The 18,105-nt window shown below is 59.9% G+C and carries 11 protein-coding genes and 3 pseudogenes; 7 read left to right on the forward strand and 7 right to left on the reverse strand.

Going from position 1 to position 18,105, the window contains the following annotated elements:
• A pseudogene (locus tag AC0L2A_RS18880) lies at positions 1 to 111 on the forward strand (LysR family transcriptional regulator); the annotation flags it as partial.
• A gap of 114 nt (positions 112 to 225) precedes the next feature.
• Positions 226 to 370, forward strand: a pseudogene (locus AC0L2A_RS18885) (nitrogen fixation protein NifQ); the annotation flags it as partial.
• A 106-nt stretch (positions 371 to 476) separates the two neighbouring features.
• On the opposite strand, the gene AC0L2A_RS18890 reads toward AC0L2A_RS18885, so the two are convergent.
• Complete coding sequence (locus tag AC0L2A_RS18890) at positions 477 to 908, reverse strand: MFS transporter (protein WP_473610051.1); 432 nt, start codon at positions 906 to 908, stop codon at positions 477 to 479.
• A gap of 106 nt (positions 909 to 1,014) precedes the next feature.
• Here AC0L2A_RS18890 and AC0L2A_RS18895 point away from each other — a divergent pair, with 106 nt between their 5' ends.
• A complete protein-coding gene (locus tag AC0L2A_RS18895; protein WP_473494348.1) occupies positions 1,015 to 1,197 on the forward strand; it encodes a hypothetical protein in 183 nt (60 codons plus the stop codon).
• Between the two features lie 842 nt (positions 1,198 to 2,039).
• Here AC0L2A_RS18895 and nodU read toward each other — a convergent pair.
• Positions 2,040 to 3,725, reverse strand: a complete 1,686-nt coding sequence (gene nodU / locus AC0L2A_RS18900) for a nodulation protein NodU (protein WP_473480653.1) — start codon at positions 3,723 to 3,725, stop codon at positions 2,040 to 2,042.
• An 819-nt stretch (positions 3,726 to 4,544) separates the two neighbouring features.
• Here nodU and AC0L2A_RS18905 point away from each other — a divergent pair.
• Positions 4,545 to 4,628, forward strand: coding sequence for a hypothetical protein (locus tag AC0L2A_RS18905; RefSeq protein WP_473494390.1), 84 nt, complete (start codon positions 4,545 to 4,547; stop codon positions 4,626 to 4,628).
• 302 nt (positions 4,629 to 4,930) lie between these two features.
• Here AC0L2A_RS18905 and AC0L2A_RS18910 read toward each other — a convergent pair whose 3' ends face one another.
• On the reverse strand, positions 4,931 to 5,818 hold the full coding sequence (locus AC0L2A_RS18910; RefSeq protein WP_473610053.1) for a dihydrodipicolinate synthase family protein: 888 nt from the start codon (positions 5,816 to 5,818) through the stop codon (positions 4,931 to 4,933).
• A gap of 40 nt (positions 5,819 to 5,858) precedes the next feature.
• Positions 5,859 to 7,097, reverse strand: coding sequence for a trans-sulfuration enzyme family protein (locus AC0L2A_RS18915; RefSeq protein WP_473610054.1), 1,239 nt, complete (start codon positions 7,095 to 7,097; stop codon positions 5,859 to 5,861).
• Between the two features lie 68 nt (positions 7,098 to 7,165).
• On the opposite strand from AC0L2A_RS18915, the gene pdxR reads away from it, so the two are divergent.
• From pdxR to AC0L2A_RS18930, 3 genes and pseudogenes are all read left to right on the forward strand, one after another.
• Positions 7,166 to 8,704: a MocR-like pyridoxine biosynthesis transcription factor PdxR gene (gene pdxR / locus AC0L2A_RS18920; RefSeq protein WP_473524455.1), complete on the forward strand. Its 1,539-nt coding sequence runs from the start codon at positions 7,166 to 7,168 to the stop codon at positions 8,702 to 8,704.
• 176 nt (positions 8,705 to 8,880) lie between these two features.
• Positions 8,881 to 9,586 (forward strand): annotated as a pseudogene (locus AC0L2A_RS18925) (B3/B4 domain-containing protein).
• 1,459 nt (positions 9,587 to 11,045) lie between these two features.
• On the forward strand, positions 11,046 to 11,888 hold the full coding sequence (locus AC0L2A_RS18930) for a TIM barrel protein (protein WP_473610124.1): 843 nt from the start codon (positions 11,046 to 11,048) through the stop codon (positions 11,886 to 11,888).
• 426 nt (positions 11,889 to 12,314) lie between these two features.
• Here the strand turns inward: AC0L2A_RS18930 and AC0L2A_RS18935 are convergent, their stop codons facing one another.
• The 3 genes from AC0L2A_RS18935 to AC0L2A_RS18945 all read right to left on the reverse strand — a co-directional run bounded on the left by AC0L2A_RS18935 (position 12,315) and on the right by AC0L2A_RS18945 (position 17,064).
• Positions 12,315 to 12,896, reverse strand: a complete 582-nt coding sequence (locus tag AC0L2A_RS18935; protein WP_473610055.1) for a transposase — start codon at positions 12,894 to 12,896, stop codon at positions 12,315 to 12,317.
• 1,522 nt (positions 12,897 to 14,418) lie between these two features.
• Positions 14,419 to 15,483, reverse strand: a complete 1,065-nt coding sequence (locus AC0L2A_RS18940) for a LacI family DNA-binding transcriptional regulator (RefSeq protein ID WP_473610126.1) — start codon at positions 15,481 to 15,483, stop codon at positions 14,419 to 14,421.
• A gap of 282 nt (positions 15,484 to 15,765) precedes the next feature.
• Positions 15,766 to 17,064 (reverse strand): dicarboxylate/amino acid:cation symporter, encoded by a 1,299-nt coding sequence (locus tag AC0L2A_RS18945; RefSeq protein ID WP_473496082.1) that lies wholly within the window; start codon positions 17,062 to 17,064, stop codon positions 15,766 to 15,768.
• Between the last annotated feature and the right edge of the window lie 1,041 nt (positions 17,065 to 18,105).

Here is an 18,105-nt window from a genome sequence, read left to right on the forward strand (position 1 = left end):
CTGCCACTACCCACGTTCACGGAGGCCGTCCAATGGCCCACCCTTCACAACAGTGATCCGGCAAGCACCTGGATGCGGCAGATAATGTTGCAGGAGGCATCCCGCATGTGAAGCCGCGGGCGCTCCTAGTCTAGATTTACTCAGCGCCTCATAGGGTGCGAACCGGCGTGCAAAATTGGGTCTGACTCAAATTCGATGATTCTTGCATGACAGTGTGGTGCTGATTTTCCGACGCTGGTAGCCGGCAACACCAAAAACATGAAGTGGAAGAGGTACTTTTACCGCAGGCTGTGCGAGTCTGAAGGTCTACCCCTATGCCGCGCCCAATTGCCGGGAATGCAATGATTTCAAAAGCTGCTTCGGCCCGGAGGCATGGAAAAGCCGCCTCACACGGATCAAACACGGGTTCGCCCTTGTATTAATAGCCGTACGAGGCGAGCGGTCGACGCGAGGCGGTCCGCTTCGGTCCGGCACTCTTAGCTTCTCTCGTCGGCACTATCATTCAAAACGCCGCCGCTGGTCGAAATCGACCGGACAACAACCTGCGACCGCGCGGAGACTATGGCTGCAATCGCCAAAAAATCGTGAGCAGGATCGCACCGCGCGGCTGATGCGATTGCATCTTTCCCCGTGCTGCACTGGCCTGTGTCAGGCGGTCTAGGTTCGCGCTTCGGTCCGAGCAAGAACACTGTCAGGGCAGCGAGGAACGAGGCAACGGCGCTGTAGGCAAAGGCACTGGCAACGCCGGCATCGTCCACCAGCAGTCCGCTGAAAATCGCGCCGGCGGCGATGGTCACTTGGAACGTTGCGGCCATCAGCCCACCGGCGTTTTCGGCCTGCTCGCGAGCGGCGCGCAGCACCATGCATTTCTGCAGTCCCACCGGCACCGCGCCGAAGGCAAGCCCCATACGGTACCGCAATCGGCGAGGCCCAGGCCGATGCTCTCAACGTCAGCAGCGAGACAGCGGCCATCGCTATGAGCAGGGGGGGCAGGGCCGCGACTGCCTTGAGGCTGTGCTCGGCCAAGAATCCGCCGGCCAAATTGCCGAAGAAGCCGCCGATGCCAAAGGCGAGCAACACGAGCGAGATCGTCTCGATGTTGAGCGCGGGAACATTCTCGAGGAAGGCGCGGATATAGATGAAGCCGGAGAAATGCCCGGAAGCGACCAGCAGGACGACCAAAATCGCGACTTTTGATCATCGGATTCTTGGCCATGTCCAGCAGACTGCGGAAGCTGGCCGCTCCAATCGGAGGCAGCCTCGGAAAAGTCATGAGTTGCACTACCAGTGTAACGGCGCGGAAGACCGCAGCGATCATGAAGGCGCTTCGCCATCCCAGATGTCGCCGACATAGGCGCCGATTGGACCGCGCAAACGGCAGCGACGGTACGCCGGTGAGGATGATCGACATGGCGCGCGCGGGCGGTCAGAAGAACCGGCAGCGACCCCGCGACGGCACCAGGATCGTGCGCTGGCAATTGTGCTCTTCGGCACAGGGTTGCTGCAACCGATCTCGCACGTATGGGTCCTGAATGGAGCATGCTCAAGGATGTGGACCTCTACTCCGACTTGCTGACACTGACGGAGGGTGTCGGGGTCAACGTGGTTGGCCACGTGCCCGGCGCTATGGCGAGTGGCTCGGTGCTGAGCAAAGTCGCGGAGGCAAGGCGGACGCTCCAGAGATTAACGCGGCTGGCGCAGGCAATGCGGGATTCCGTTGGCAGAAGGAGCTCAAACAGCTAATTCGCTCAAGCTTGTCACCACCGCAGCACACGAATGGCGTGCCGGTCGGCAGGGCCGTGCAGGCCCTGGTGTTCGAACCCTCCAGTCACATCGCTAAGCAAAAGCATTCGCGTGCTTGCCAGCTCAACAGCACAGTCTCGGCGCTTTATCGGCCATGACGATCAGATTCGTTCGTCAGATCAGGGCAGCTTCAAGGGCCGTAACCGCACGCACCCGCAGTATCCGGCTCCCTCAGCGATGCTGCCGGCGATTGCAGCGCTAGAGCGCGGTAACTCAAGTTCGTTACAGCCCGCCGCTCAGCCCTCGAATTGACTTGCACCTGTCTTGGTCAACAGCAATCCATCGCACCAAACGTGGTCTACGCATCCCCACTCACAGGCGGCAGCCGCATCCGGAAAAAAACCACGTCCATTGAGATTTGCACTCGTGTTGCAGAGCAGCGAAATGCCCGTGAGTTTCTCATATTCTATCAGAAGTTCTGCAATTGGGTGTTCAGAAGTTCTCGAAACTGTCTGAAGTCGCGCAGTCCCGTCGAGATGGACGACCGCCGGGATTTTTTCTTTCCACTCCGAACGGGTTCGGTGATCGAACAGCATGTAAGGATCCGGCGTGCCGGGGTCAAACATGTCAGGTGCACGATCCTCCAAGCATATTGGCGCTACCGGTCGGAAGTGCTCTCGAACTTTGATTTTGTTGAGATGGTCCTTCATTTCCGGCGAAGTTGCGGCCGCCAGGATGCTTCTGGCTCCCAAAGCACGTGGACCAAGCTCTGCGCGACCTGCAAGGAACACCACAGGCTTGTTGTCGGCGAGCACGCTGGCAAGTTCTTTCAGGCTGCAAGCAGCAGATTGCCAACCAGGCGGAACCTTGCCATGGCTCACATTTGGCCCGCTGTAAACTGACCAGTCGAGATGCACGAAACCTTTGTCGGCGGCCAGCGCGCAGCAAGCGGCACCGATCGCCGATCCGCTGTCGTTTGGAAACGGAGGCACCCAGACTGCGTCGAACAAACCGCTCGCCCGAAGAGCGCTGTTCCATTTGATGTTCAGCCCGCATCCGCCGGCTATGCACAGGTTTCGGGTTTTGGGGACTGAGTACCCACGCAGCGCCCTTGTCATCCCCTGGACGAGAAGACGCTCCACGAAGGCATGGAACGAAGCAAGTATGTCCTCGGGCGTTTCGGGGATTAACCGCGACGCGCTTGCATCGAAGAAGTCGTGCACAGCCGTGAGTAACGCGTCTTCGCTGTGGCTGTTGTTCCCGTAGCCAAAAGCAAGGTCCGTATCCCAGGCAAAATGGTCGTCGTAAAGCTCCTGAAACACATTCACGATGTGTTCATGGACCACTCCGAGCGCAATATAGGCCATCAACTTGCCGGCGATACCGAGATTCCAGCCAGTCCGCAGTTCTTGCCTGTAAGGACCGAAATGTTGGCCCGCGGCCGCATAGGCATGGCCTATCATCGGAAACAGGCACCCAACAAATCGGACTCCACTTGGCTCGACGTAGTAAAGCCGCGGAAAGATGCAGCCGTCCCATACCAGACAAAATGCCGGTTCCTCTGCTTTGGCGAATGAGCTGGTGCAGTATGCGGAAGCTACGTGCCCAACAACATGCGGGTAGCTTTCATAAGAACATACCCCATTGTCGAGCATGAGACCGGAACCTTGATAGGCTGTCAGAGGATTTTCGGCGTACCGCTCCACATATGGCGCGCCGTTGAGAGTGATAGGGGAGCCGTTACTCAGAACCTGGAATTCTGACTGGATTTCACCGTCCCATCCGTCAATAACGAACCGGTCGATATCGCGCGGAGCAAGCCCGTTTTCCGCCAAAACGGCGGCGACCGTCTCAAGCCGTTCGATATGTTGGTATCGTGGGTTATTGTCGAGCTTCTCCTGCTCGATGCAAAAGACTAATCTGCCGTCTTCCACGACGGCGATTCCCCCGTCGTGCGTCAGTTTGATACCGCAAATACGCATAGTAGATCCTTGTCGAGGTGACCGTAGAGCAACCGCAGAAAACGACTGGAAAACATGGTCGTGGGTTTTGATGTCGCGCTATGCAGGATCATAAGAAACCGGTAAATTAGATTGTTTGGATGTGAGGCATCCGCGCGATGAATGATAAGGTCTGCCGCGTGATCTAGAACAAAATGGCTGACACGCAAAAATCACCAGAATTGCGAGGCAGCGCTGTGCGGCACGGTGAGAAGGGCTGCCCGCCGCAAGCCGTTGGGCAAGGATGTCCATGGTCACACGTCACCAGCGCCCCGGGAGGTGCCGCGCTCCCTCGGCACCGAGCGCGCGTGCTGAGCACGAAGGTGGTCGCGCTAGAAGAGAGCCTTCCCTGATCAAGCTACTCTTTAGGTCTCAATCGACAAGAGTTTCGATGGCGAGGGCAGCGCCCAAAGGGCCTATTCGGCTTTTTGAATCGCGCCGTCATGTTGGAGGAACAACCTCCGACAACCGGTGGATCCCGCCTGCAGATCGGCAGCGGAACAGAGCGGCTAAGCGCGTGTGAGGCTAGCGCGGGGTCGGTCACAGGGCATTGTCTCGGCTCACAGATGCAGTGTCGGCTCGGCAAAGAAGACGAGCTCGGCCCTATTGACGGATGATCGCCTTGGGGGGCGGAGAGATGACCGGCTTGCACAGATTTGAGAGGGAGGTCGTTGTTCAGGTTGGCCGCCACAGTTCTGAGCGTATCGTATTCGATGTCAACCAGGCGGCCGCTATCCTTATCCGTGACCTTCATCATCGGACCGAGAAACGGAGGGTAGCGATGACGCTTGTCTGCAGGTAGTGCGTGGTGAGGCCCATCCACCAGCTGCTAGAAGGGCTTTTGTGGCAGCCGCGCTTGAAGCAAAGATCCTGCGCAGCGATTGAATGCTGTTAGCTCAAGGCTTTGATGCTTCGAGTGGAAGTCGTCTGGCCTGCACACTCTGGACAAATGTAGGCGTTGGCGCCCCCGGAACGCCTACCTCTCTCGCCGATAAGACGTTCTGCCAATCGAACACGTTGATGAGGACGTGATTGGCGTCGAGACCTGTCGATCCATCGGTGATCAGCACGCCGCGCGCATTGTTCCCGATCAGATTATGGAGAACATCTCGGCTAGTCATCGAAAGGGTCGGTGCGTAAATTTTTCCCTCGGCAATATGAAGTCGCGCGGCTTACGATCCGACACCTCATCCTAGACGGTCCAGGACGCCGGCGAGCTGGCCCTTCGCGGCAGCGGAAAGCGGCTTGATTGGCCGTGGGGGCTCGGCGGAACAGATTTCGAGGAGCTCGGCGATTGCGTAGACGACGCGAAGGCTCGAGAACGTCTTAAAAAGCTCCCACACCGGGGCCAGGGTGGCGTCGATCCGGTGTGCTTCTGCGTGGTCGCCGTGCTGAGCGGCTCTGACCATCCTCAGGCAGGGGTCGGGCAAGATGCCACCGAGAACGCTGTACCGTGTATCGGCGCCGGCGATCAGGGCCTCGGTGGCGTCCCAGTCGCCGCTGTAGCCGATCGAGAATCCTTTCGGCACAATTTTTTTCTGGTGCGCAAGTTGGCCTTTGATAGCATCGCCCCGGTCGGCTGAGTTTTTAATAGCGAGGATCTCAGGCAGCTGTCCCAGACGCTCGATGAGCGCTGGCGTGAAGCGAAAATGCGTGTTTGCAGGATTGTCGTAGATCACGATCGGCAGGCCGCTTTCGCGCGCCACTGTCGAAAAATGCTCGAAAACTTCGTCGTCAGTAAGCGGGGTGTAGGAAACAGCCGCGAGCAACCCCGCGGTTGCGCCAAGGGCCTTCGCATCACTTGCATAGTGTACCGCTTCATCGGTGCGCAAAGCGCCCACGCCCACCACGAGCGGGACTCGTCCACGCGTCTCGTCCAGCGCCTCGCAAATCGCCCGGCGGCGTTCCGCGCGCGACAGATACATGTAGGTGCCTGTGCTACCGAGCAGGCCGATGGAATCCACCTTTGCTGCGCAAAGCCGCGCTGTCAGCTTTCGAAGCGCCAGGACATCGACGCCGCCGTCACTGTCGCTTGGCGTTATTGGGAAGGCCGAAAGGCCGCTCAGGAAAGCCATGCTGAAGCTCCCGTTGTTACATTGGGTGAAGCGTTGGGCGTCAGACCCCGTCCAGCGCCTGCTCTAGATCCGCGATCAAATCGGCGGCGTCTTCGAGCCCTACCGACAGACGCATGAGGTCGTCGCCGACTCCGTCAGGCAAATGCGCGTCCTTGCGGATTGACTTGCGCGAGCGGGTCAGGCTTGCCGGATGATAGATGAGACTGTCAGCGTCGCCGAGGCTGACCGCCCTGATGATCAGCTTGAGCCGGTCCATCATACGGCGCGCGCCCTCGAACCCCGTTTGGAGGCCGAGAGCCAACATGCCCGAGCCTTGCGACATCTGTCTGCGCGCGATCTCATGGTCGGGATGAGAGCCGAGAAATGGATAGCTAACCCAAGCCACAGCCGGGTGCGCCTCGAGCGCCTGAGCGACCGCAAGCCCAGAGACACTGTGACGCTCCATACGCAACGTGAGTGTCTTCAACCCGCGCAAAATCAGGAACGCCGACATGGGCGAGAGCGCTGCCCCAGTGAGATAGCGCAGGCCAGTTTCGCGCAGCAGGTGCAGTGTTTTCGCATCGCCCAGTATCACACCGCCCAGAGCATCGCCATGGCCATTGATGTACTTGGTCAGCGAATGGATCACGATGTCGGCTCCGAGTTCCAGCGGACGCTGGAGGGCGGGCGAGGCGAAGGTGCTGTCGACGGCGACCTTCACGCCGCGAGAATGGGCGTGTTCGGCAATGGCAGCGATGTCGAGGATACGGCTCAGCGGGTTGATTGGCGTCTCGAAGAACACGAGCCGGGTCCTGTCAGTGATGGCGCCATTGAGATTGCTCGGATTCGACAGGTCGACGGCAACGACCTTGATGCCAAACTGCGGCAGCCCCTGTTCGACCATGGCGAGCGTATTCGAATAGAGTGTCTTGTGGACAATGAGTTCGTCACCTTGCGAAAGCAGCGAAAGGATCAGCGTGCCGAAGGCGGCGATCCCCGAGGCGAGTACCAGCCCAGCTTCGGCTCCTTCGAGATTGGCGAGCCGCTTTTCGAGGATCTCGGTGGTCGGGTTGTATTCGCGTGCGTAGAGCCTTCCGCCAAGCGCTGCGACGGCTTCGTTTGCTGCCACGCTTTCAAATCCATAGGTCGATGTAAGAAACACCGGCGTCTGAACGGAATTGGAAAAGCCGGCCGGATCGTAGCCATGATGGATGGCCCGGGTGGCGAATGCGAGACCGATGTCGTTCCGGGACGGCGTTGATGTTGCCTCGGCTTCAAGCTGATCTTCGGCGCTGGTCATCGGCTTTAGCCCTCTTGATTTCGGGGACAATGCCGTCACACTAACTCAGATGGAACGTCCAGTTGGCGATGAAAGAAATGGTCCAGCCTTCTCCTGAAGCGTCGACAGCTCGCTCGCAAGGTCTCGGCGCGCGCCAGATCTGCGAAGCTCTTCGCGAGCAGATCCTAGGTGGGATCTATGAAACGGGCAGCCAGCTGCCGTCGTCACGCGGCCTCGCAAATGAACTCGGTGTGTCGCGAACCACGGTCACCGTGGCGTATGATCAGCTGGTCGCCGAAGGTTTCATCGAGGTCATTCCAGGCGCAAGACCTCGCGTAGCATCTTCGCTAGTCCGAAGTAAAGAGACCAGCGCGGTGCCGAAACGGACTGGCCCGATCCACCTTTCCTGTTACGGCGAGCGACTGCGCGCCAGTCCGCCGCGGCGCGATTACCTCCCCAACCGCCTCAAGGTCGATTTCCGTTATGGCGACCTCGCCCCATCTGATTTCCCGGCGCTGACGTGGAAGCGTGCGATGAACGCGGCGATGTCACAAAGCCCCGGAAGGCTGGCCTATCACGATCCACGCGGCTCGCATCGCTTGCGCCAGGCGCTGCAGGGATATTTGTGGCGTGCCCGAGCGCTTAGCTGCCAGGTCGAGCAGATCCTCGTCGTCAGCGGATCACAGCAGTGCCTCGATATGTGCGCGCGCCTGCTGCTCGATCCTTCTGACAGCTTCGTGATCGAGGATCCCTGCTATAGAATGGCGCGCCAAGTCTTTGCCAGCACAGGAGCCACGCCCGTCGCTGTCGCCGTCGATAGCGAGGGCATGAAGACCGAGCTGCTGCAGGAGATCCCAGCGCGGCTGGCCTATGTCACCCCGTCGCACCAGTTCCCGCTCGGCGCCGTCTTGTCGATTTCGCGGCGGTATCAGCTCCTCGAATGGGCTCGGCGCAATGACGCCTATATTATCGAGGACGATTACGATGGCGAGTACCGGTACGACATTCGACCGGTGCCCCCGCTGCATAAGCTGGAAGACCGCAGTTCCGTAATCTATGTTGGCACGATCTCCAAGACACTGTCGCCGATGCTGCGCATCGGCTACCTGGTGGTTCCGGCCGAGTTGCAAGACGTCTTTGCGATGGCCAAGCAGCTTCTCGACAGGCATTCTCCGGTCGCGGAACAGGAGGCCCTGGCCTCACTCATCGAGAGCGGTGGTTATGAAAGCCATGTGCGCCGCGTCCGCCGTCTTAACGGCGAGCGGCGAGAGGCACTGCTTGCTGTCCTTCGGCGCGCGTTCGCAGACAGCATTGCCATCGAGGGGGCCGATGCAGGGCTGCATGTCGTCGTCTGGTTCAAGGATCTTTCTCGGTCGCTGGAGGACGTCCTGGTTGAAGAGGCGCGGCGGGTCGGGGTTGGCATCCATCCGATTTCATCGCTGTACATCCGAGATGAAGCCCGCGCTGACCGGATTGGACTGGTCATGGGCTATTCCGCCCTGAGCATTCGGCAGATCGAGAATGGCGTTCGGCTCCTTACTGGAGCTATCCAACGGGTAAGAAGCTTTGCCGAAGATTCGGCAAGATGCTCAACACCCGCCCTGACAGCGAGCGGGCCTGGCTCGTGACCCCAGAGTTGCGCCGGCATTGATCGCAGACTGAATCAGCAAGACCTGCCGGGACTGGCTCTGTCGGCCAGTTCGGGTCCCGGGCAGGACTCTGACCTCGGGAAAGGAATTCTTGAGGATACTGTCAAACCCAGTGGAAGCAAGGGGCCGTCGCGGCCGGCTTAAAGGAGGAAGCGGTGTTAGATTTTCCGCTGATTGACGAAGAAATAGCAGAGATCGCACCTGACTTTCGCGCAATCAGCATTCTTTTTGATGCAGAGGACAGTGCGCGAGGCGTCATGGCTCGGGACGTGTTGGGAGAGGCTTGCGATTTCGCCCGAGCGGGGGACCCGCCTGGGAAGAAGCGCACTTGGCCAATTGGGCGGAGGCATACGTCCGGTTCGGCGCGAAACCATACCGGACGGCGTGCTCGGCGCAGGCATTGAAAAACGGGTGGAGAAGGATGGCCGCATCCCACCAATAAATCCTGTCGTTGACCTCTACAATGCAGTGAGCCTGCGTTCCTCAATACCCATCGGCGGCGAAAATTTCGATGCATATGTCGGCAAACCGCGGCTGACGATTGCCGTAGGAACGGAGTCCTTCCACACTGTTTTGAATGGGGAAGCGGTCGTCGAAAGCGCTTCCAAGGGGGAGGTCATCTGGCGCGACGATTTGGGAGCTACATGTCGCCGCTGGAATTGGCGGCGGGGCACGCGCACCCGGTTGGAGGCGGTGGGCGGCCGCCACGTGGTTTATTTGGAAAGCTTGGCAGCGATGCCGGTAGAGGCGCTCGAGCAGGCGGCTAAGATGCTCGTCAGCGGTCTGAGAGAGCTGACACCAGGGCGTGCCCAGCGTAGCCACGTTCCAAAGATTGCGCACCTCTTCGGGTTGCTGCTTTGATCAATCTCGACGTCAGACGCTCCCGGGCGAGCTTCAATCCTGGCACTCCGAGCCAGCATAACATCTCGTCGCGAAAGCCGGATTGCTTCGGATCGAAGCGGTTGCGAGACATCTGCCATGCTTGGGGAGACTCGCTCTCCGCCGAGGGGGATGCGGATGACGATTCATTTCCGCCTACCTCATCGACGTGTGTGACGACCAAGGCAGTTGTGCCCGATCCGCCGTTGGCCGCGTACGCCTGCCGTGCGGCAGTGCTCGAACGCCGAAATGACCTTGAGCTGCCGAGGCTGAGCTGGCCTGCATGCGCGACCTGATAGGCAGGCCGGGCAGCACGGAGCATATCGGCGATCTCGCTCGAGTCGCCGCACGCCCACCCGTCGGGCGAGCTCTCCGCCTCCTCGAAAAGGCTAAGTTCTCGAGCTGACTGGCCTGCAGCATATCTGCGGGTCGACCCCCAGCAGGACCCGGGTAACTCCGACTTCGGCGCCGGCCTCCAGGCGTGGCGAAGCTGTGACGCAGCGTGTGCCGGCCGGGCCCCTTTACGGGGTTGGCGCTTTTGCAGTCTCGGCGACGATCCGATGGATCTGCAGCGTCGGGTAATCGCGTGCTCTCCCCGGGAACAGCCAGCCACCGCAGCGACGCCCTGCTGCCGCCCGACCTACATGCGTAGCGCAGTCGGCTAAGCCGGCCGGCCGACAGCATGGCATCACGGCACCGTGCGCCGTGCCACGCTCGATCGGCAGCAGCATGCGCTCGTTGTGACCGTGGGCCATAATGCACCGGCCGCTCCTCCTCCCTTGAACGAGCCGCACGAGATGCGCCATCTCCGGGTAGGTGCCTTCAACAGCACCCTATCAGGGCCGCCAGAAAGGCTGCCCCTGATTCTATCTTTATCGCCCGGCAACTCGATCGGTAGCGGTACGCTGGCGACGGCGGAGCCACGGACGGTTGGGCGAAGCCAAGAGATGTCGGGGGCGCAGAAGCCGGAGGCCTCATTGTTGGACCGCCAAATTGTTAGCCCGATGATCCCCGCCATGCCACTTCACCAACTGGACGGCTTCAATTGCAACGAACTGGCTGTTTCCAGAGGGCCAGATTGCAAGTATCTGACCTGCAACGCACACAGGAGTTCTCCCGATGTACACCCCCTCCAGCCTTCCGAGATGATGATATCGATTTCGCAGCTAGCCACATCAGTTTGGCTCCGGATCGGTTCAGCATCTTTCCGGGTTGGCGCCTACTCTGCGGAAGCAGCTGGATAGCCTCGATCGATCTTCGGTCATTTCGCCTAGCAGATCAATGTTCTCAAGAGGCGCGGTAGTATGCGTTGCGTGAAAGTCGGCTCACAATGAAGCACAATCGTGTGAATGAAGAGCGGGTCAGTTTGATCGACTCGCCTCCCTATGCCGATCATTTCGGCCTCGTAAATCAACAAACGGCAGAAGCCAGTCAGCCGAGAATGGCGGCCGCCTTCAAGAAGGAAAGCCACTCCGTGCGCCAGGCGCCACTTCGGTTTGCACTCGACTACATGGCGACGCCCGGACTTGACGTCAGGACGTTCTTCGCGCTCGCCCGCGATCTCGGTCTGACCGACGTGCAAATCCGGAATAATCCCTGCAGTAAGGCTGTTGTGCGCGGCAAGCCGTCGGCGGATGTTCGGTCTGCCGCTGCCGAAGCGGGCGTCACGATCATCTCAGTCAACGCTCTACAGCGGTTCAACGAATGGACTCCCGCCCGCAAGACCGAGGCCAGCAAACTCGCCGATTATGCGGCCGCCTGTGGCGCCCAGGCGCTCATGCTGGTGCCGGTGAACGACGGTTCGTGGTCCGCCAATGGCGAGCGCAATGGCAATCTCCGCGTCGCCTTGAAGGCGCTCAAGCCGATACTTCAGTCGCGGGGTCTGATTGGGCTCATCGAACCGCTTGGCTTCCAGACCTCCTCGCTTCGGTCGAAGAACGAAGCGGCTAACGCTATTGCCGGGGTTGATGGCCAGTCCGTCTTCCGGCTTGTGCACGATACATTCCACCACACACTCGCCGGCGAGACGTCCTTCTTCTGCGATCTGACCGGTCTCGTGCACATTTCAGGCATAAACGATCCAGCCTTGTGGGTTCACCCGGATCGCCTCTTGGGAGGTTCCGACAATTGCAGCCAGATCCGGGCGCTACTTGATGGCGGCTATACGGGTCCCTTTTCTCTTGAGCTCGTCGAGGAAGTCCACGCATTGAATGACACTGCAGGCGCATTTGCCGCCAGCATCGATCTCATCCGACACGGGCTACTGGCGCGAGTGCCGGTCTAAGGCGCGTAGACAAATTGAGCGGAGAAGTCTTTTCGAGATCGCTCCTGTATCCCGCTCATGCGGATGCTTGCCGGATCACCATTGTCAAGACTGGCCATTGGACTGCCTTGGGCGGCCGCGGCAGTTCGATGGGCCCGCAAGGCGAAGGTTGGATCTGATGCTGAGGGCGGCGGACTATCGGAATTTTCGGACGAAGAGTAACTGGTGGCGGGCAGGGCGAGTGCGCGAGCCAACCGCAGGTGGTCCTGAGGTGATCTTTTTTTAGGACCGCGGTCGCGCAGCTGCTGTTTCACCTCGGCGGCCTCTCCGGGATCACCGACGACCGCTTCCTCCGACCAGAACTGCCGATACCAGACCCGTAGCTATGAGCTCTCGAATAGTGCGTCGGACAAGAATTCTGGCGCTCCGATCTGCGATTCAGCGTTATTAAACCGCCAGCTTCCTCTTCAGTTCCGCGTTCTCCTTGCGCAGGCGTTCCGCGAGCAGGCTCTTCAGTCGTTTGTTTTCTTCCTCAAGCGCGACGAGGTCCTTCAGATCGTCACCAACCGATGCGGGCAACGCAGCTTTCTTCCATTGATAGTAGGTCTGTTCCGAAATGCCGGCCTCCTTTACGGCGCTCTTGAGGGTGGCGCCGCCACTGATAGACTTCTGTATCAGGGCGAGCATCTGGGCGCGCTCCTTTTCAGAGTAGATCCTACGTCCGGTCCGCACGGTCGCTGCTGGTGACTCCTCCGCCTGAGACGCCGCATTGGGCGCATTCTTCCGAGCAGGCGGCCTGGGCTCAGCCTTCGCTCTCGGCGACCGTTGGGCTTTCTTCTTTTGAGGCCTCTCTACTTTGGCTGCCGGTTGCGTTGCAGTTGTTACTGATTCTGCGTCCAGGGGATTTGCCATGAGATACTCCGCTCGCGGTTTGTGCATGTGTTCAGCATCAAGCGCTACAACACTTGAGTCAACAGGGCGACCATTTGGCAACTCCATCTCCTCGAGTTCCCTTGTTGTCTCGGCCATTGCTGCGGTAAGATCGACACCGCTCCAGATCGAACGACTCCGTTTTTGAGAACTGCGCTTTTGTCTGATCTCCACCGTGAATGCTCGGGGCTGACGCCTCATAGGTCGTTCCTTGTTGAACACGAATTATGCAGGAAGTCGCGGCAGACGACGAATGAAGGTCTGGCCGCTTCTTCTGTAGCCGAGCTATATGCATCGGACCGCCCGAGCAAGCCCTGCTGGCGACGCACACCCCGGAACAGACCAGTTCCTATGAGCCCCTAAGAGCAAGTATGCAATGCCACCTCGGGACCGAGGAGGTGGTGGATTCCCGCAGCATGCAAAGCTATCTCCCGTGTTTTCGATGGTAGAGCGACGGCTGGCATCCGAACTGAAAGGAGCTGCTCAAGAGCTGCGATCCAGTCTGCGCTGGCAGTGCAGGACGGCATACCTCCGAAGGCCGGTGCTACCGACGCTAGCCCGCTGATTACCGACATCGGTTGGCGCCGAAGAACGGACAGCTGCGCAGAATTGGCGAGCGGGGAGAGGCGAGGGCACGAGCCGAGTCGAACTCGCATCGAGCGTCGTCCGGCAGCGTCAGAGCATGACAGGCTTCTTCGACAAGAACGGAGCCTGACCGAAGCTACTCGTCGCCGCAGTCGTTGCTGGGGCGACCCTTCTTCCACGAGTACCGCGGCGGCCGCCGGGTCGGAACGTCGTCCCGGTACTGACCGAGTGAATTTTGCGGAGCCACGCAGCGGCGTCGTGCGCAATCGGGAAAGCCAATATAGGCTTGCCCTGGGCAGGACGTTTTCGTAGCCCGCGGAGTGCATAAATTCGCCGAGCCTTACAGGGCCGCTATACCTCTTGGGAGCGAGTTTGCCACGCTCACGATATGTCCGGAAAAGTTGTTCCCCTTTCACGCCGAGCTTCAAGCCGCTTCACTTGTGTTCGCCTCCTCCTGAAGGCCGGCCAACCCGCTTTTCGCGTTCGATCGATGGCGCGTTCTCAAGACCGATCATGGCCTGTCGACGGTCAGGTTTGGGAATGCTGAAGGACGCACGCCTGGTTGCCTCTCCGGCAGCCAGGCAATCACGGGGGGCTTCGCTGAGCCATTAGCAAGCATTGCTGCAAAACGGCGCCAAAACTGCCCGCGACCGGCCTCGGCGTCGCCCGACCATTAGTGAGCGGGCCGACTCTGGGCAACGCACCGCTCCTATTCGGAACACCGCATGAAGCGAAAGAGCCATCTTGGTGGGCCCGTTATGCTTCGTCCAGCAAACGATCGGCGGACGCGAGCAGCTTGTGAGGGATGCAGCCGAATGCAGCGCTGCTCCCACAACTGGCGAAGCTCCTTTGTAAGAGCTTCACGCTTAGCTTCATCTAACGTGATTGAATTGAGGAGATTCCCCAGCACGGCTTCGCTCTCGATCTGAATGAGCAGAGCGAACACTTCATTTGAAATGCGCACACCGTCCCGAGTGGAGTGGACTGCGAGGCATTTATAAAAGGAATGTCGGCCATGGCGATAGATCACATCATTTCAGATGTTTTCCGGCAGATAGATGTCAAACGGGAGAAATGTCTGCCCCGGCGTCTCCGCGGTGCCGGTCTTGATGGCGCGATCCATCAGCAACATCAGCTCCTGGCAAAGTCGGCGCAGTGGCGTCGCCACCGCCATCGTGATAATGTCGTCCGCAAGGGCCTCCCGCGACTCCGGCGTGATTTCATTCACGATCGCGACGAGATCCTGGCCTTTGCCCTCTTCCCGAAGCGCGGAGATAGCCCCCTCCATGCCACCGCCGGCCATGTAGAAGCCGACGAGCTCAGGTTCCCGCTGCATAAGATCCAGCAGCGCCTCGTAAGTGATCTGTCGCTTCTCAAGATTGACGAGCGTATCCAGCACCTCGAATGCTGGCTCGTTCTCACGGAAATAGGAACGAAACCCGCTTTCCCGCAGCTCATGACCCTGGAAACGGTGGCTGCCGACAAACACGGCCACCTTGCCAGACCGTTTAGCGACCTTGGAGAACATCCAAGCTGCCGTCCGACCGACGCTGCGGTTGTTGAGACCTATGTAGCCCTCGCGCACGCCGGCGGCGAAGTCAGAAAGTAGCGAAAAGACCGGGATGCCTTTCGCCTTGAGCTCCTCGACTGCTGCCGTGATCTTCGGGTGATCTGGCGCCACCATGGCGATCGCGTGGCATCGGCTACCAAAATCCTTAAGCAGTGCCGTCAGATCCCCAGGCAAATGTGACGGCGCGAATTCGATGAGCGGAATGCCGTGGAAGCAGTGGGCCGAACTGACCGACGCCTCGACCTCGCGCGCGAACTCCTGGTAGAAATGCTGGGCCGGTTTCCTCAAGATGAAGCCCAGCCGGTAGCGGGGCAGGTCCTTTCCCATGCGCTGTTTGATAAGTCCCGCAGCATGATAGCCGATCGCGTGGGCCGCGTGGTGGACGCGACGCGCGGTCTCCTCCCGCACCGGAAGGCGAGCGTTCAGCACCCGATCGACCGTTGCCACGCTCACCCCCGCTTCGCGGGCGAGATCGGCAATTGTAGGGCGCTTTGCCGTCGCTCCGATTTTGATCGGCTGGCGCTCCGTCATCCGGTGCATGCCGGCGACGGATTGGGGCGGCAAAGTGGTTTCGGCATCCTCCCCGATCGACGGCCTATACATTGATCAGCGCTCCAGGCGCACCCGGGCGCGTCTCGGTCTGCGGTCCGTTTCCATAGGGCGTGCATGTTTCTTGTCCTCACCGCATTTGATGCTTCTGATCTGTGGCCCGCGAAGCGCTGTTTAGACCCAGCGAGCCGATTGTTTGGTGGCTGATGAGCCGGCGACTTGGCTGGTCGCGTTGCAGCAATCTTGCTGGGGCGGGTGGCCGGTTTAATCTCTCGGCAAGCTCCCGTAGAAGGCAGCTTTCATGCGCGTTTCGTCCAGTTCGCCTTCCCAGCGGGCGACAACCAGCGAGGCCACCGCATTGCCGATTACGTTCGTCAGCGCTCGGCATTCGGACATGAAGCGGTCCACGCCAAGGATGAGAGCCATCCCAGCAACGGGAACGCTTGGTATTACGGAGAGCGTAGCAGCCAAGGTGATAAAGCCGGCCCCTGTTATACCTGCGGCACCTTTCGAGGAAAGCATCGCGACAAGCAATAGGAAGATCTGATCGGGCATCGACAAGTGCGTGTTCGTCGCCTGGGCGATGAAGAGGGCGGCGAGCGTCATGTAGATATTGGTGCCGTCCAGATTGAAGGAATATCCAGTCGGGATGACGAGACCCACGACGGAACGCTTCGCGCCGGCGTTCTCCATCTTCGCGATGAGCGAGGGCAGCGCGGCCTCCGAGGAGGACGTTGCCAGGACCAGCAGCAGCTCTTCCTTGATGTAGCGCACGAGAGAAAAGATCGAGAAGCCGTTGTATCGGCAGACCGCGCCTAGAATCCCGAATACGAAGAGGAAGGCGGTGAAATAGAACGTCGCGACCAGCATGGCGAGGTTGGCCACCGAACCGATGCCATATTTGCCGATGGTAAAGGCCATGGCGCCGAAAGCGCCGACGGGCGCGGCCCTCATCAGAATGCCGACCAGCTTGAACACCGGCGCAAGGAGCGCCTGAAGCAAAGAAAGCACAGGCTTTCCCGTGTCGCCGACCATCGCGAGAGCGATGCCGAACAGCACCGAGAAGAACAGGACCTGCATGATGTCGCCTTCGGCGAAGGCACTAACGATCGTCGAGGGAATGATGTTCATCAGGAAGCCGGTCACCGACTGCTCGTGGACCTTGGCGGCATAGCCCTTCACGGCCTGGTCATCGAGCGACGCCGGATCAATGTTCAGGCCGGCACCCGGCTGAACGACATTTGCGACAATGAGACCGACAATCAATGCGAGGCTCGAGAAGGTGAGGAAATAGATCATTGCCTTGCCGGCGACCCGGCCGACCTTCTTGAGGTCATTCATGCCGGCAATGCCGGTCGTCACGGTTAGGAAGATCACCGGCGCGATAATCATCTTAACGAGCTTGATGAAGGCATCGCCGAGCGGCTTCAGGCTCTCGCCGACCTCCGGGTAGAAATAGCCAACTGCGACACCGAGGGCGATGGCGGTAAGCACCTGAATATAGAGCTGGGCGTAGAAGGCCTTGCGGGGCGCAGGCCCCGCGCTTCGGATTGGTGGAGCCAACAGCTTTTCTCTCCCTGACCGGATCGGGGTGGGGCCTCCTCCCTTCCCGCGCTTCTCCCATCGCGGCGCTCCGGTCACGCGCTGCTGGCATGTCGAACAGCAAGGGGCGTGCCAAGTGGAGACCCGCGCCCAAATACGCGTATTCCTCCGCTCGGTAAGGCAGACTCAGTAGGGGGGGGCTGTGCGGGTTTCCGCACTGTTGCCGTCATCTCTGGCGAAATCCCACACTAACGCCCAGCTTTGCACCCATTGCTTTAGCCCGACAGCCACCAGCCGGTAACTCTGGCATCCGCTGTGCCCGCTCGCTTCTTTGTCGCAGTTGCGACCCGGCCGGGCACGGAAGTGGAGGATTCCCTACACGAGCTCGCTCTTACCGCGCTCCCTCTGCAGCCGTGGCGTCCCGACGGGTCGTCGAAAAGACCGAATGATTCAGGACCTGGCGCGCATCGGTGCGACTCAGAAGATGCTTCATAGCGCGAACATTTAAGCCGCTCGACGACACTTCGGGCCGTAGTGTCCGACGCAGCCGCCCTAACGCCGACAGCATCCCGGAGGCGTCGACCTCCGTACGCTCACCGCGCCGGGCATCCGTGAACACGCCGGGGTAACTCTGCCGTTCGAGATCGATCTGTCGGCAAATCTCAGTTGATGGAATTCTATCATGTCCTCCTGCTTTCCTTTCAGAAATGCGAGGAAAGCTCGGTTGACTAGCCATCCTCATTCCCGCTCTGTAGGGCAACGTGTGGTTGCGCTCCGGAAGCCTGAACCGCGCCTCAGTTCAGTAAGGATAGCCAAGCCATGCATCAAGCCTTGCCTCCGGCGTCTTTCGGGCTTGCCCCTCGTCAGGGCCTGACCGACGCCCAAAACCGTGACCCACACTTGATCTTATGCAAGGCAGTATGTCGCCTGCGGAACTCTGGCGTCCTCCCGCCGACACATCACGACTACCCGCATCAACGTCTCAAGCGTTCCGGTAAGAGGCTCCCACCCGCAAGCAAGTGCGCCAATCATGCTGCGGCTCGCCGTGCGAAGACATTCTTG

It is taken from the genome of Mesorhizobium sp. WSM4844 (genome assembly GCF_055811775.1).

Excerpts from the sequence above, each read along its gene's own strand:
- AC0L2A_RS18890 (WP_473610051.1), bottom strand. The coding sequence starts at position 908 with ATGGGGCTTGCCTTCGGCGCGGTGCCGGTGGGACTGCAGAAATGCATG.
- nodU (WP_473480653.1), bottom strand. The coding sequence starts at position 3,725 with ATGCGTATTTGCGGTATCAAACTGACGCACGACGGGGGAATCGCCGTC.
- AC0L2A_RS18910 (WP_473610053.1), bottom strand. The coding sequence starts at position 5,818 with ATGGCTTTCCTGAGCGGCCTTTCGGCCTTCCCAATAACGCCAAGCGAC.
- AC0L2A_RS18915 (WP_473610054.1), bottom strand. The coding sequence starts at position 7,097 with ATGACCAGCGCCGAAGATCAGCTTGAAGCCGAGGCAACATCAACGCCG.
- pdxR (WP_473524455.1), top strand. The coding sequence starts at position 7,166 with ATGAAAGAAATGGTCCAGCCTTCTCCTGAAGCGTCGACAGCTCGCTCG.
- AC0L2A_RS18930 (WP_473610124.1), top strand. The coding sequence starts at position 11,046 with ATGGCGGCCGCCTTCAAGAAGGAAAGCCACTCCGTGCGCCAGGCGCCA.
- AC0L2A_RS18935 (WP_473610055.1), bottom strand. The coding sequence starts at position 12,896 with ATGGCCGAGACAACAAGGGAACTCGAGGAGATGGAGTTGCCAAATGGT.
- AC0L2A_RS18940 (WP_473610126.1), bottom strand. The coding sequence starts at position 15,483 with ATGACGGAGCGCCAGCCGATCAAAATCGGAGCGACGGCAAAGCGCCCT.